The sequence below is a fragment of the Bacillus sp. LUNF1 genome (assembly GCF_011008975.1).
GTDB lineage: Bacteria > Bacillota > Bacilli > Bacillales > Bacillaceae > Bacillus > Bacillus velezensis.
The window spans coordinates 106564-121139 of sequence record NZ_CP048876.1; the positions used below are offsets into that span (position 1 = coordinate 106564).

Genomic DNA, 14576 nt, shown 5'->3' on the forward strand with positions numbered 1-14576 from the left:
TGAGGCATACGTAAGCGAGTGTATGCCTCACTTTGTTATATAGAGAAATATTCGATAAGGAAGAGGTCTTACAACATATATGGCTAAATCAAAAACAAAATTCATCTGCCACTCATGCGGTTATGAATCCGCTAAGTGGATGGGAAAGTGCCCGGGCTGCGGGGCTTGGAATACAATGGTGGAAGAAACCATAAAAAAAGCACCGGCGAATCGGCGGGCGGCTTTCTCCCACTCCGTTCAAACCGTCCAGAAACCATCACCCATTACATCAATTGAAACATCGGAAGAACCCCGCGTTCAAACAAAGCTCGAAGAATTCAACAGAGTGCTTGGCGGCGGCGTTGTGAAAGGCTCGTTAGTATTAATCGGCGGCGATCCAGGCATCGGAAAATCAACGCTCCTTCTCCAAGTATCCGCACAATTAGCAGATACGGCCGGCAGCGTGCTTTACATTTCAGGGGAAGAATCCGTGAAGCAAACGAAGCTGCGTGCCGACAGACTTGGAATCAACAGCCAAATGTTACATGTTTTATCTGAAACCGATATGGAGTATATTTCGTCTGCTATACAAGAGATGAAACCCGCATTTGTTGTCGTAGACTCCATTCAGACCGTGTACCAAAGTGATATCACCTCGGCTCCCGGCAGTGTATCACAAGTAAGAGAGTGTACGGCCGAATTGATGAAAATCGCGAAAACAAACGGCATACCTATTTTTATCGTCGGGCACGTCACAAAAGAAGGATCGATCGCAGGGCCGAGATTGCTTGAGCACATGGTCGATACCGTTCTATACTTTGAAGGAGAGCGGCATCATACATTCCGTATTTTGCGGGCCGTAAAAAACCGTTTCGGCTCCACAAATGAAATGGGCATCTTTGAAATGCGGGAAGAGGGGCTTACGGAAGTGCTGAACCCTTCTGAAATTTTCTTGGAAGAGCGTTCTGCCGGGGCATCGGGTTCGAGTATCGTTGCGTCAATGGAAGGAACGAGACCGATCCTGGTTGAAATCCAGGCGCTCATATCACCGACCAGTTTTGGAAACCCGCGCCGCATGGCTACAGGCATTGACCACAACAGGGTGTCGTTAATTATGGCTGTGCTTGAGAAGCGGGTGGGTCTTTTGCTTCAAAATCAAGATGCATATTTAAAGGTCGCCGGCGGGGTCAAACTGGATGAACCGGCGATTGATTTGGCAGTAGCCGTCAGCATTGCCTCAAGCTTCAGAGATACACCGCCGAATCCCGCAGATTGCTTTATCGGTGAAGTGGGTCTGACAGGAGAAGTCCGCAGGGTGTCAAGAATCGAACAGCGCGTAAAGGAAGCGGCAAAACTCGGCTTCAAGCGCATGATCATACCTGAGGCGAATGCAGATGGGTGGACAATACCAAAAGGGATTGAGGTTGTCGGAGTAGCAAATGTTGCAGAAGCGCTTCGTACTTCATTAGGAGGATCATAATAGATGGAAAAAGAGAAAAAAGGGGCGAAACAAGAGCTTGACCTGTCTGCAATTCTGCAGTTCGTTGCTCCGGGCACCCCGCTCAGAGCCGGGATAGAGAATGTACTTCGGGCAAATACAGGCGGCCTGATTGTTGTCGGATACAATGATAAGGTAAAGCAAGTCGTGGATGGCGGTTTTCATATTAATACATCATTTGCGCCCGCTCACTTATACGAGCTGGCCAAAATGGACGGTGCCATTATTTTAAGTGATTCCGGACAGAAAATTCTTTATGCGAATACGCAGCTTATGCCGGAAGCGACCATTTCTTCTTCAGAAACGGGAATGAGGCACCGTACGGCGGAACGGGTGGCGAAGCAGACCGGCTGTCTCGTCATCGCCATTTCTGAGCGCAGAAATGTCATTACGTTATATCAGGACAGCATGAAGTACACACTAAAGGACATAGGATTTATTTTAACAAAGGCAAATCAGGCCATTCAAACGCTTGAGAAGTATAAAACCATTTTAGACAAAACGATTACGGCTTTAAACGCATTAGAGTTTGAGGAGCTTGTGACATTCAGTGACGTGCTGTCCGTCATGCATCGATATGAAATGGTGCTCCGAATAAAAAATGAAATCAATATGTATATTAAAGAACTCGGAACGGAAGGCCACTTAATCCGTCTGCAGGTGATTGAACTGATTACGGACATGGAAGAAGAGGCGGCACTTTTCATCAAAGACTATGTCAAAGAAAAAATCAAAGATCCGTTCGTGCTGTTAAAAGAGCTTCAGGATATGTCCAGCTATGATCTGCTTGATGATTCCATTCTGTTTAAGCTGCTTGGATATCCGGCTTCTACCAATATTGATGATTATGTGCTCCCGAGAGGATACAGGCTGCTGAACAAAATTCCGCGTCTGCCGATGCCGATTGTTGAAAATGTGGTTGAGGCGTTCGGATTTTTGCCAAGCATAACGGAAGCCACTGTAGAAGAGCTTGATGATGTTGAGGGTATCGGCGAAGTGCGCGCCAAAAAAATCAAAAAAGGCTTAAAACGCCTTCAGGAAAAACACTATATAGATAGACAGCTTTAAGAATCGCTTAAACCTGTCGGAATCCGGGTATATTATTGTTAGTTTTTGTTTATTCTGAATTTGTAGGCTCTGACAGTCTGCTGAAAAAATGCTACTTAAAAGGAGGTGGAGGTATGTTAAAACGAATAGTTCAGGCGTTCTTCATTATTGTGGGCGGCGTTGTCGGTATCTTTTTAATACCTGAATTGTTTGTGCTGTCAAATATACAGGACATACCTTTAATAACAAACGCATATACGTCTGCTGCAATTGGTGCTATTATCTTTTTTCTCATCAGTATATGGACGACAGAATATGTGATTAATTGGGTAAAATGGATTGAAGATTCTTTACTGAGAGCTCCGGTGCCGGATCTGTTATTCGGGAGTCTCGGATTGGTTTTTGGACTTATCATCGCATATCTCATTGTAAACGTGATTCCGCTGGACAATATTCCGTACCGTATATTCAGCACCATCATTCCGGTCTTTCTGGCTTTCTTTCTCGGTTATCTGGGCTTCCAAGTCGGATTTAAGAAAAAGGATGAACTGATCAGTCTTTTCTCCATTTCTGCAAGAATGCAGAAGAAAAAGGGAAGTGCTGATGAGGAGCAGGAGGAACAGGATAAAAGGCTGAAAATCTTAGATACAAGTGTTATTATTGATGGGAGAATTGCAGATATTTGTCAGACGGGCTTTTTAGAAGGCGTCATTGTCATTCCTCAATTTGTGCTGGAGGAATTACAGCATATCGCTGATTCTTCAGATGTTTTAAAACGTAACAGAGGACGACGCGGTCTGGATATCTTGAATCGCATTCAAAAGGAACTGGATATTACGGTTGAAATTTATGAAGGCGACTTCGAGGACATTCAGGAGGTTGACAGCAAGCTTGTCAAACTTGCGAAGCTGACATCCGGCGTCGTTGTGACGAATGATTTTAATTTAAATAAAGTATGTGAGCTTCAGAAGGTTGCGGTACTGAATATTAATGACCTTGCAAACGCGGTGAAGCCGGTTGTGCTTCCGGGCGAAGAGATGAATGTGCAGGTGATTAAGGACGGGAAAGAGCATAATCAAGGTGTGGCTTACTTGGATGACGGTACGATGATTGTTGTGGAAGAAGGCCGCAATTATATAGGGAAACATATTGATGTGCTCGTAACCAGCGTACTGCAGACAGCGGCGGGACGAATGATTTTTGCCAAGCCCAAGCTGCTTGAGAAAGCTCTTTAAGAGGGAGTTCATATGGAGTATGTTGTCGTTATTCCGGCTGCCGGACAAGGAAAACGGATGAAGGCCGGGAAAAATAAGCTGTTCATCAGCTTAAAAGGTGCGCCTGTTATTATACACACACTGCGGGTTTTTGAAAGCCACGCACCCTGTCAGAAAATAATCTTGGTGATAAACGAGAGTGAACGGGAAGATTTTCGCCAGCTGCTGGCCCAATTTCCGATTCAGACGGAAATTGAGCTTGTTACCGGAGGTGCGGAGCGTCAGAACAGTGTATACGAAGGACTGAAAGTGATTGATAAGGAATCGGTCGTTCTTGTTCATGACGGAGCGCGCCCGTTTGTCACACATCAGCATATCGATAAGCTCGTTGAAACAGCAGAGGAGGCGGGAGCGGCTGTCCTGGCTGTTCCTGTGAAAGACACGATAAAACGGGCGGAAGGCTCCCGGGTTGCGGAGACCTTTGATCGTTCAAGCTTGTGGGCCGTTCAAACGCCGCAAGCTTTTCGTCTTTCTTTATTGAAGACGGCGCATATGGAAGCGGAAAACAAAGGCTTCTTAGGGACGGATGACGCCAGCCTCGTCGAGCGTCTTGATGGATATCAGGTGAGTATCGTTGAAGGCAGCTATACCAATATTAAGCTGACAACGCCGGATGATCTGATATCCGCGGAAGCAATCATGAAAGCGGAAAGTGGGAATCATAATGTTTAGAATCGGACAAGGATTTGATGTGCATCAATTAACGGAAGGCCGTCCTCTCATCATCGGCGGAATTGAAATTCCTTATGAAAAAGGGCTGCTCGGACATTCAGATGCTGATGTATTGCTGCATACAGTCGCAGACGCGTGTCTCGGAGCGGCAGGTGAAGGAGATATCGGCAAGCATTTCCCGGATACTGATCCGGAATTCAAGGATGCGGATTCTTTTAAGCTGCTTCAGCATGTCTGGAACATTGTTAAAGAAAAAGGATACGTACTCGGAAATATAGACTGTACGATTATTGCGCAAAAGCCGAAAATGGCGCCGCATATTGATGCTATGAGAAAACGGATAGCGGAAGGCCTTGAGGCGGACGTCTCTCAAGTAAACGTAAAAGCGACGACGACTGAAAAGCTCGGGTTTACCGGAAGAGCTGAAGGAATTGCCGCTCAGGCGACCGTTCTGATCCAAAAAGCCTGATCATTGTTTTGATGCCCGGTCTATTTGGTGGTAGAATAGATACATATATTCGGCTAGAGGCTACAGACGAGATGAAAGGAAGTATTTGAACATGGGAAATGAAGTACGCGTTCGTTATGCACCGAGTCCGACCGGACATTTGCATATCGGTAACGCCAGAACAGCGCTTTTTAACTATTTATTTGCCCGCAGCCAAGGCGGAAAGTTTATTATCCGGATTGAGGATACGGACAAAAAGCGAAATATTGAAGGCGGAGAGCAAAGCCAGCTCAACTATTTGAAATGGCTCGGCATGGACTGGGATGAAAGTGTGGATATCGGCGGAGAATACGGCCCGTACCGCCAGTCTGAGCGTAACGACATTTACAAAAAGTACTATGAAGAGCTTCTTGAAAAAGGGCTTGCTTATAAATGTTTCTGTACGGAAGAAGAACTTGAGAAAGAACGTGAAGAGCAAATCGCCCGTGGGGAAATGCCGCGCTATTCCGGCAAACACAGAAACCTGACTCAGGAAGAGCAGGAGCAGTTTTTAGCCGAAGGCAGACAGCCGAGCATCCGTTTCCGCGTGCCGGAAGGGAAAATCATCGCATTTAACGATATCGTAAAAGGTGAGATTTCTTTTGAATCAGACGGCATCGGCGACTTTGTCATCGTCAAAAAAGACGGAACACCGACGTATAACTTTGCTGTCGCGATTGACGATTACTTAATGAAAATGACGCACGTGCTCCGCGGTGAGGATCACATTTCAAATACACCGAAACAGATCATGATTTTCCAGGCATTCGGCTGGGATGTTCCTGTCTTCGGACATATGACGCTTATCGTAAACGAAAGCCGCAAAAAATTAAGTAAACGTGATGAATCAATTATCCAGTTTATTGAGCAGTATGATGAGCTGGGTTACCTGCCTGAAGCGCTGTTTAACTTTATCGGACTTCTCGGCTGGTCTCCCGTCGGTGAAGAAGAGCTTTTCACAAGAGAACAATTCATTGAAATTTTTGATGTAAATCGTTTGTCTAAGTCACCGGCTCTGTTTGATATGCATAAACTGAAATGGGTCAACAACCAATACGTCAAAGCGCTGGATCTTGATCAAGTGGTTGAGCTGACCTTGCCGCACCTGCAAAAAGCTGGAAAAGTCGGCACTGAGCTTTCTGCCGAGGAGCAGGAATGGGTTCGTAAATTAATCTCTCTTTACCATGAGCAATTGAGCTACGGCGCTGAAATTGTCGAGCTGACTGATTTGTTCTTTAAAGATGAGATCGAGTATAATCAAGAGGCAAAAGCCGTTCTGGAAGAAGAACAGGTGCCTGAAGTGCTCAGCGTATTTGCTGCGAAGCTTGAAGAGCTTGAAGAATTTACGCCTGAGCTGATCAAAGCCTCAATTAAAGCTGTTCAGAAAGAAACAGGCCATAAAGGTAAAAAGCTGTTCATGCCGATTCGTGTAGCGGTTACCGGTCAGACACACGGTCCTGAGCTTCCGCAGGCCATTGAGCTGATCGGCAGAGAAACAGCCGTCAGACGCCTGAAAAGCATTTAAATATACGATTGTTGACAGGGAAGAGTATAAAACAATGACCATTACAGAAAGAATCTTCATCGGCTGAGAGAGATTCATGCGTCATGTTTTAGAAGTGCGCCCTTAAGACCTTTGAAGAACATTTCTGCGGAAATCAGTATTTAAAGGCGGCCGCCGCCGTTACCGGCTTTTAAGTTGGGAAAACAGTGACTTGTTTTTCAAACAGAGTGGAACCGCGCGGTAAAAGCGTCTCTGTCATGTTTACATGCAGAGGCGCTTTTTTTATAGGCGGAAAAACAGACTGGAGCGGGGAGAGAATGGGGGGAAGCATGTGTTTTTTAAAATGCTAAAAGAAGACATAGATACAGTGTTCGATCAAGATCCGGCAGCAAGAAGCTATTTCGAAGTTGTTTTAACTTATTCTGGTTTACATGCTATATGGGCGCATCGGATTGCACATGCTTTATATAAACGGAGATTTTTCTTCCTGGCGCGCCTGATATCACAGATTGCCCGTTTCTTTACCGGAATTGAAATCCATCCCGGCGCGACCATCGGGAGAAGGTTTTTCATTGACCACGGTATGGGGGTCGTCATAGGGGAAACATGTGAAATCGGCAATAACGTGACGGTATTCCAAGGTGTCACTCTCGGGGGAACGGGAAAAGAAAAGGGGAAGCGGCATCCGACCATAAAAGATGATGCTTTAATTGCAACCGGAGCGAAGGTGCTCGGCTCTATTACGGTCGGGCAGGGTTCTAAAGTAGGGGCCGGTTCCGTTGTGCTTCGTGATGTTCCCGACTTTTCGACCGTTGTCGGCATACCGGGGAAAGTCGTCATTCAGAACGGAAGAAAAATCAAACGCGATCTCAATCACCAAGACTTGCCCGATCCGGTTGCTGACCGGTTTAGAGCATTGGAGCAGCAGATTTTTGAACTGCAGGCTGAACTGGAAGATAAAAAAGAAAGGATCAACCAAAAATGACCATTACACTTTATAATACATTGACACGGAAAAAGGAAACATTCGTTCCTCTTGAGGAAGGCAAAGTAAAAATGTACGTGTGCGGACCGACTGTATACAACTATATTCATATCGGAAACGCCCGTCCGGCGATTGTGTATGATACCGTACGCAACTATTTAGAGTATAAAGGATACGATGTTCAATACGTATCGAATTTTACCGATGTTGACGACAAACTGATTAAGGCGGCCAACGAGCTCGGCGAGGACGTCCCGGCCGTTTCTGAACGGTTTATTAAAGCGTATTTTGAAGACGTGGGCGCCCTCGGATGCCGGAAAGCGGATCTTCACCCCCGGGTCATGGAAAACATGGACGCCATTATTGAATTTGTCAGCGAGCTGATTAAAAAAGGCTACGCTTATGAATCAGAAGGCGATGTCTATTTCAAAACAAGGGCCTTCGAAGGCTACGGCAAGCTATCTCAGCAATCAATTGATGAACTCAGATCAGGCGCGCGTATCCGGGTCGGCGAGAAGAAAGAGGATGCGCTGGACTTTGCTCTTTGGAAAGCTGCTAAGGACGGAGAAATATCATGGGATAGCCCTTGGGGAAAAGGCCGCCCGGGCTGGCATATTGAATGCTCCGCAATGGTGAAAAAGTATTTGGGTGACGAAATCGATATTCATGCCGGCGGTCAGGACCTGACATTCCCGCACCATGAAAACGAAATTGCCCAATCTGAAGCATTAACAGGCAAGACATTCGCAAAATACTGGCTTCACAACGGATATATCAATATCGATAATGAGAAGATGTCAAAATCTCTCGGCAACTTTGTTTTGGTGCACGATATCATTAAGCAATATGACCCGCAGCTTTTGAGATTTTTCATGCTGTCCGTTCATTACCGCCACCCGATCAACTATTCGGAAGAGCTGCTTGAGAAAACAAAAAACGCGTTTAACCGCCTGAAGACGGCCTATAGTAATTTAAACCATCGTTTGATTAGCAGTACGAATCTGACTGACAATGATGAGGAATGGCTCGCTAAAATTGAAGAGCACCGCACTGCGTTTGAAGAAGCAATGGATGATGATTTTAATACGGCGAATGCGATTTCCGTTTGGTTTGATCTGGCGAAGCTCGCCAATTACTACATGCAGGAAGACAATACGGCGGATCACGTCATTAAAGCCTTTATCAGCATGTTTGACAGAATCGGATCTGTTCTCGGACTTACGCTCGGCGAAGAAGTGCTTGTCGACGAAGAGATTGAAGAGTTGATTGAGAAGAGAAATGAAGCCCGCCGCAATCGCGATTTTGCTTTGTCAGACCAGATTCGCGATCAGCTGAAAAGCATGAATATCATTCTTGAAGATACGGCCCAGGGAACTCGCTGGAAGCGGGGAGAGTAAGCGGATGCTTCAATTTGAACAAATCAAAGATTCAAAGCAGTTAAACGGTCTTGCGCTTGCTTATATGGGTGATGCCATTTTTGAAATATATGTCCGGCATCACCTGCTTAAGCAGGGCTTTACGAAACCGAATGACCTTCATAAGAAGGCGAGCCGGATTGTATCGGCAAAATCACAGGCAGACATATTGTTCCGCCTTCAGGACGAATCCTTTTTCACGGAGGAAGAGGAAGCCGTGCTGAGAAGAGGCAGAAACGCGAAATCAGGGACGACGCCAAAAAACACAGATGTACAGACGTACCGCCATAGTACAGCTTTTGAGGCTTTACTCGGATACCTTTTTCTTGAGAAAAGAGAAGAAAGACTGAATCAGCTGATTGCTGAGGCTATACAAGTCGGGACGTCAGGGAGGAAAACAAATGAGTCAGCAACATGATTACGTCATAGGAAAAAACGCTGTGATTGAGACGTTAAAGTCAGATCGCAAGCTGTATAAGTTATGGATGGCGGAAAACACAGTAAAAGGACAGGCGCAGCAAGTTATGGAGCTTGCTAAAAAGCGCGGCGTCACCATTCAATTTGTACCGAGGAAAAAACTCGATCAGATGGTGGAGGGGCAGCATCAGGGTGTTGTCGCCCAGGTGGCAGCATATGAATATGCACAATTAGACGAATTATATAAAAGAGCGGAAGAGAGAAACGAACAGCCTTTCTTTCTCATATTGGACGAGCTGGAAGACCCTCATAATCTCGGTTCCATCATGAGAACGGCTGACGCTGTCGGTGCACACGGCATCGTGATTCCGAAACGCAGAGCGGTCGGACTGACTTCGACGGTCGCAAAAGCTTCGACCGGTGCGATTGAACACATTCCCGTCGTGAAGGTGACCAACCTTGCCCGGACACTTGATGAAATGAAGGAGCGGGGGATTTGGGTCGTCGGAACGGATGCATCCGCCCGGGAAGACTACCGCTCTATGGACGGCAAGATGCCTTTGGCGCTCGTTATCGGAAGCGAAGGCAGAGGAATGGGCCGGCTTGTGAAAGAGAAATGTGATTTTCTCATTAAGCTTCCGATGGCCGGAAAAGTCACGTCTTTGAATGCGTCGGTAGCGGCCGGCCTTCTCATGTATGAAGTCTACCGGAAGCGCAATCCTTTAGGGGAATGAAGACAGATGGACATCCTGTTAGTAGACGGATACAACATGATTGGAGCTTGGCCGCAGCTAAAGGATTTAAAAGCGAACAGTTTTGAAGAAGCGAGAGATGTACTGATCCAGAAGATGGCGGAATATCAGTCCTACACGGGAATCAGAGTCATTGTGGTGTTTGACGCACACCTGGTAAAAGGCATAGAGAAAAAACAAACGAATCACAGAGTCGAAGTGATTTTCACACGGGAGAATGAAACGGCGGATGAGCGGATCGAGAAGCTTGCCCAGGCGCTGAATAATATTGCGACACAGATTCATGTCGCAACTTCCGATTATACGGAGCAGTGGGCGATCTTCGGACAAGGGGCTCTCCGTAAATCCGCCCGGGAGCTCCTGAGGGAAGTGGATACGATAGAACGCCGGATTCAAAGGCGGGTTTCAAAGATCACTTCTGAAAAACCACCGGGTAAAATCGAGCTGTCCGAAGAGGTTTTGAAAACGTTTGAAAAGTGGCGCCGAGGCGGTCTGGATTAGGTTGACGCTTTTTCGCCCATTAATGTATAATATTTCTATCTACGTGCGCCGGGGGGATCGCAGTGAATCTACAGAACAGCAAGGGAAAGTTCAACAAAGTGCAATTTTGCCAGTTGGAGGACGAGCAGGTCATTGAAAAGGTTCATGTTGGGGATAGTGATGCGTTAGATTACTTGATTACGAAGTACCGTAATTTTGTACGGGCGAAAGCAAGGTCTTATTTTTTAATAGGGGCCGACAGAGAAGATATTGTACAGGAAGGGATGATAGGCTTATATAAGTCTATCCGAGACTTTAGAGAGGACAAGCTTACTTCATTTAAAGCTTTTGCAGAATTATGCATTACCCGCCAGATTATTACCGCAATAAAGACAGCTACCCGTCAGAAACACATTCCTTTAAATTCCTATGTTTCTTTAGACAAACCTATTTTTGATGAAGAATCTGACAGAACACTGCTTGATGTCATTTCAGGCGCTAAAACGTTAAATCCTGAAGAGATGATTATTAATCAGGAAGAATTTGATGATATCGAAATGAAAATGGGAGAACTGCTGAGCGATCTGGAGAGAAAGGTGCTTGTTTTGTACTTGGACGGAAGAAGTTACCAAGAGATTTCAGATGACTTAAACCGACACGTAAAATCAATCGATAATGCCCTGCAGCGCGTGAAGCGCAAGCTTGAAAAGTATTTAGAAATAAGAGAGATCAGCCTGTAGCAGGTTTCTGTGTCATATTGACAGAATTTTTCTGACTGTGCTATTTTATTAAGATAAATGAATGTTTAGGAAAAGGTGTAACGACATGAGAAAAAAGATTACGCTGGCATGCAAAACATGCGGAAATCGTAATTATACGACAATGAAAAGCTCTGCATCAGCGGCTGAGCGGTTAGAAGTTAAGAAGTACTGCAGCACTTGCAATTCACATACAGCTCATTTAGAAACAAAATAGTGTTCGCTTTTTAAATTGTGGAGGTCTTTTACATGCGCATGATGAGTTTCTTTAAAGATGTTGGGAAAGAAATGAAAAAGGTTAGCTGGCCTAAAGGCAAAGAGTTAACGCGCTATACAATCACGGTGATTTCAACGGTTATCTTTTTTGTTATCTTTTTTGCCCTCCTTGATACAGGAATTTCTCAATTAATTCGTTTAATAGTTGAATAATGATCAGCAATACGTGCTATAATAGATCATAATATCGTTTGCCAAAACCCGTTCAGCGGGTTTTTTATTGTGTTGTTGAAAAAGGATTCATAGGCCCTGAGCCTATTTTTTGTTTTACACTTCATTTTTAAATGCGGGGAGGGAAGGACTGCAGAGTCCTGATAGAATGGAAAAGAATTGGTATGTTGTTCATACGTATTCCGGTTATGAAAACAAAGTAAAAGCAAACCTTGAAAAACGTGTGGAATCAATGGGAATGCAGGATAAAATTTTCCGCGTTGTCGTCCCTGAAGAAGAAGAGACTGATATTAAGAACGGCAAGAAAAAAGTAGTCAAAAAGAAAGTGTTCCCGGGTTATGTGCTTGTTGAAATCGTCATGACTGATGATTCCTGGTATGTGGTCCGCAACACGCCGGGCGTTACCGGATTCGTCGGATCAGCCGGTTCAGGCTCAAAGCCGACTCCGCTTCTTCCTGGCGAAGCGGAAACCATCTTAAAACGCATGGGCATGGATGAGCGGAAAACCGACATTGATTTTGAATTGAATGAGACAGTCAAAGTCATAGACGGACCTTTCGCCAACTTTACAGGATCAATTGAAGAGATTGATTATGATAAGAGCAAAGTGAAAGTATTCGTTAACATGTTCGGCCGTGAAACGCCGGTTGAACTGGAATTTACCCAGATCGACAAATTGTAATGTGAAAAAACTTGAAATTGCTATATATTAATGATAATATAGCAAAGGTACGTCTTGGACTAATCCAAGGCAGCTAGCTTGATATTTCGTCATTCATATAAAGAATGAAACCTTGAGTGGGAGGGTTTACCCTATTACCACATCACGGACTTAAGGAGGTGTGTCTCGTGGCTAAAAAAGTAGTAAAAGTTGTAAAATTGCAAATTCCTGCTGGAAAAGCTAACCCAGCGCCGCCAGTTGGACCTGCACTAGGTCAAGCCGGTGTAAATATCATGGGATTCTGTAAGGAGTTTAACGCTCGTACAGCTGACCAAGCTGGTTTAATCATTCCTGTTGAAATTTCGGTTTACGAAGACCGTTCATTTACATTTATTACAAAAACTCCGCCTGCTGCAGTATTGCTTAAAAAAGCAGCTGGAATTGAGTCTGGTTCTGGTGAACCAAACCGTAATAAAGTGGCAACCGTTAAGCGCGATAAGGTTCGCGAAATCGCTGAAACGAAAATGCCTGACTTAAACGCAGCAGACGTTGAAGCGGCAATGCGCATGGTTGAAGGTACTGCCCGCAGTATGGGTATCGTTATCGAGGATTAATTTGTTTCTTGTCGGGTTGCGAGTTTTCACAAGTTCGCAACCCTTATTCGTGGGAGGTTATTCCGCTATAACCACATAAGGAGGAAATTTTAAAATGGCTAAAAAAGGTAAAAAGTACGTTGAAGCTGCGAAGCTTGTAGACCGTGCGAAAGCTTACGACGTCGCTGAAGCAGTGGCGCTTACTAAAAAAACAAACACAGCTAAATTCGACGCTACAGTTGAAGTTGCTTTTCGTTTAGGGGTTGACCCTCGTAAAAACGATCAGCAAATCCGCGGTGCAGTTGTACTTCCTAACGGAACTGGTAAAACTCAGCGCGTGCTTGTATTCGCTAAAGGCGAAAAAGCAAAAGAAGCTGAAGCTGCCGGTGCAGACTACGTTGGCGATTCTGATTACATCGCGAAAATCCAGCAAGGCTGGTTCGAATTCGATGTAATCGTTGCGACTCCTGACATGATGGGTGAAGTCGGTAAAATCGGCCGTGTGCTTGGACCAAAAGGTCTTATGCCAAACCCTAAAACAGGAACTGTTACATTCGAAGTAGAAAAAGCAATCGGCGAAATCAAAGCTGGTAAAGTAGAATACCGCGTTGACAAAGCTGGTAACATCCATGTTCCGATCGGAAAAGTTTCTTTCGAGGATGAAAAACTTGTTGAGAACTTCACAACAATGTATGATACAATCCTGAAAGCAAAACCGGCTGCGGCCAAAGGTGTTTACGTGAAAAACGTTGCCGTTACTTCTACTATGGGCCCTGGTGTCAAAGTAGACGCTTCTACTTTCAACGTAAAATAATATTTGACTTTAGATCAGCATTCTGATATGATTCAAAATGTTGTAAAATATAATATGTCATTTATACCGTAGACAGCAGGGGCCGTTGAGGCTTAATATCCTGCCGAGGTGTATATATATCACAGCTATTACGTTACGTATGCTTGTATATACAGCCTCCATGTCCACATGGAGGCTTTTTATATGAAATCGTCGTCACAGTCGTGATCACCTAGCGGTATAAGTGTTACACAAAATCTACAGGAGGTGTAACCATGAGCAGCGCAATTGATACAAAAAAAGTTGTTGTTGAAGAGATTGCTTCTAAACTGAAAGAAAGCAAATCAACGATCATCGTTGACTACCGCGGACTTAACGTTTCTGAAGTAACTGAACTCCGTAAACAGCTTCGCGAAGCTAACGTAGAGTTCAAAGTGTACAAAAACACAATGACTCGCCGTGCGGTTGAACAAGCTGAACTTGATGGTTTGAATGATGTCTTAACTGGACCGAATGCGATCGCATTCAGTACTGAAGATGTTATCGCTCCGGCAAAAGTTCTTAACGAGTTCGCGAAAAATCACGAAGCTCTGGAAATCAAAGCGGGCGTTATCGAAGGAAAAGTATCTTCTGTTGAAGAAGTGAAAGCTCTTGCTGAACTTCCTTCACGCGATGGCTTACTTTCTATGTTGCTTAGCGTACTTCAAGCTCCAGTTCGCAACCTTGCACTTGCAGCTAAAGCAGTTGCAGACCAAAAGGAAGAACAAGGCGCTTAATCTGATTTTACCCTAAAATAAAACAAATGGAGGAATTT

General features: G+C 44.9%; 18 protein-coding genes and 2 other annotated features. All 18 genes read left to right on the forward strand.

Annotated features, from left to right (window positions below; translation table 11 throughout):
* Positions 1–79 precede the first annotated feature (79 nt).
* The 18 genes from radA (at position 80) to rplJ (ending at position 14538) form a co-directional block, all read left to right on the forward strand.
* Positions 80–1459 (forward strand): DNA repair protein RadA, encoded by a 1380-nt coding sequence (gene radA / locus G4O42_RS00585; RefSeq protein ID WP_014304212.1) that lies wholly within the window; start codon positions 80–82, stop codon positions 1457–1459.
* A gap of 3 nt (positions 1460–1462) precedes the next feature.
* Entirely contained in the window at positions 1463–2545 is a 1083-nt protein-coding gene (gene disA / locus G4O42_RS00590; RefSeq protein ID WP_007615225.1) for a DNA integrity scanning diadenylate cyclase DisA, read from the forward strand.
* A 113-nt stretch (positions 2546–2658) separates the two neighbouring features.
* Positions 2659–3759 (forward strand): PIN/TRAM domain-containing protein, encoded by a 1101-nt coding sequence (locus G4O42_RS00595; RefSeq protein WP_003156403.1) that lies wholly within the window; start codon positions 2659–2661, stop codon positions 3757–3759.
* Between the two features lie 12 nt (positions 3760–3771).
* A complete protein-coding gene (ispD, locus tag G4O42_RS00600) occupies positions 3772–4470 on the forward strand; it encodes a 2-C-methyl-D-erythritol 4-phosphate cytidylyltransferase (RefSeq protein ID WP_032872229.1) in 699 nt (232 codons plus the stop codon).
* The gene (gene ispF, locus G4O42_RS00605; RefSeq protein WP_003156407.1) at positions 4463–4939 is read left to right on the forward strand and encodes a 2-C-methyl-D-erythritol 2,4-cyclodiphosphate synthase; all 477 of its coding nucleotides are present in this window, start codon (positions 4463–4465) and stop codon (positions 4937–4939) included. The genes ispD and ispF overlap by 8 nt, the downstream gene beginning before the upstream one ends.
* A 91-nt stretch (positions 4940–5030) precedes the next feature.
* Positions 5031–6482 carry a glutamate--tRNA ligase gene (gene gltX / locus G4O42_RS00610; RefSeq protein WP_007410392.1) on the forward strand — a complete coding sequence of 484 codons (1452 nt, stop codon included), beginning with the start codon at positions 5031–5033 and terminating at the stop codon, positions 6480–6482.
* A 2-nt stretch (positions 6483–6484) separates the two neighbouring features.
* Positions 6485–6718, forward strand: a binding site (T-box leader).
* Between the two features lie 74 nt (positions 6719–6792).
* The gene (cysE, locus tag G4O42_RS00615) at positions 6793–7446 is read left to right on the forward strand and encodes a serine O-acetyltransferase (RefSeq protein WP_003156410.1); all 654 of its coding nucleotides are present in this window, start codon (positions 6793–6795) and stop codon (positions 7444–7446) included.
* Positions 7443–8843, forward strand: a complete 1401-nt coding sequence (gene cysS / locus G4O42_RS00620) for a cysteine--tRNA ligase (RefSeq protein WP_032872232.1) — start codon at positions 7443–7445, stop codon at positions 8841–8843. Before cysE ends, cysS begins: the two co-directional genes overlap by 4 nt.
* 4 nt (positions 8844–8847) lie before the next feature.
* Positions 8848–9279, forward strand: coding sequence for a Mini-ribonuclease 3 (locus G4O42_RS00625; protein WP_003156412.1), 432 nt, complete (start codon positions 8848–8850; stop codon positions 9277–9279).
* Positions 9263–10012: a 23S rRNA (guanosine(2251)-2'-O)-methyltransferase RlmB gene (rlmB, locus tag G4O42_RS00630; protein ID WP_003156413.1), complete on the forward strand. Its 750-nt coding sequence runs from the start codon at positions 9263–9265 to the stop codon at positions 10010–10012. The genes G4O42_RS00625 and rlmB overlap by 17 nt, the downstream gene beginning before the upstream one ends.
* 6 nt (positions 10013–10018) lie before the next feature.
* Positions 10019–10531 carry a ribosome-dependent mRNA decay endonuclease Rae1/YacP gene (gene rae1 / locus G4O42_RS00635; protein WP_003156414.1) on the forward strand — a complete coding sequence of 171 codons (513 nt, stop codon included), beginning with the start codon at positions 10019–10021 and terminating at the stop codon, positions 10529–10531.
* Positions 10532–10593: 62 nt separating this feature from the next.
* A complete protein-coding gene (sigH, locus tag G4O42_RS00640; RefSeq protein ID WP_003156415.1) occupies positions 10594–11250 on the forward strand; it encodes an RNA polymerase sporulation sigma factor SigH in 657 nt (218 codons plus the stop codon).
* Positions 11251–11335: 85 nt separating this feature from the next.
* On the forward strand, positions 11336–11485 hold the full coding sequence (gene rpmG, locus G4O42_RS00645) for a 50S ribosomal protein L33 (RefSeq protein ID WP_003156421.1): 150 nt from the start codon (positions 11336–11338) through the stop codon (positions 11483–11485).
* Between the two features lie 32 nt (positions 11486–11517).
* The gene (gene secE / locus G4O42_RS00650) at positions 11518–11697 is read left to right on the forward strand and encodes a preprotein translocase subunit SecE (protein ID WP_003156422.1); all 180 of its coding nucleotides are present in this window, start codon (positions 11518–11520) and stop codon (positions 11695–11697) included.
* A gap of 166 nt (positions 11698–11863) precedes the next feature.
* A complete protein-coding gene (gene nusG / locus G4O42_RS00655; RefSeq protein WP_003156423.1) occupies positions 11864–12397 on the forward strand; it encodes a transcription termination/antitermination protein NusG in 534 nt (177 codons plus the stop codon).
* Positions 12398–12564: 167 nt separating this feature from the next.
* Complete coding sequence (rplK, locus tag G4O42_RS00660; protein ID WP_003156430.1) at positions 12565–12990, forward strand: 50S ribosomal protein L11; 426 nt, start codon at positions 12565–12567, stop codon at positions 12988–12990.
* Positions 12991–13084: 94 nt separating this feature from the next.
* Entirely contained in the window at positions 13085–13783 is a 699-nt protein-coding gene (rplA, locus tag G4O42_RS00665) for a 50S ribosomal protein L1 (protein ID WP_003156431.1), read from the forward strand.
* A 48-nt stretch (positions 13784–13831) separates the two neighbouring features.
* Positions 13832–13974 (forward strand) — a sequence feature (ribosomal protein L10 leader region).
* Between the two features lie 63 nt (positions 13975–14037).
* Positions 14038–14538, forward strand: coding sequence for a 50S ribosomal protein L10 (rplJ, locus tag G4O42_RS00670; RefSeq protein ID WP_007410396.1), 501 nt, complete (start codon positions 14038–14040; stop codon positions 14536–14538).
* Positions 14539–14576 lie beyond the last annotated feature (38 nt).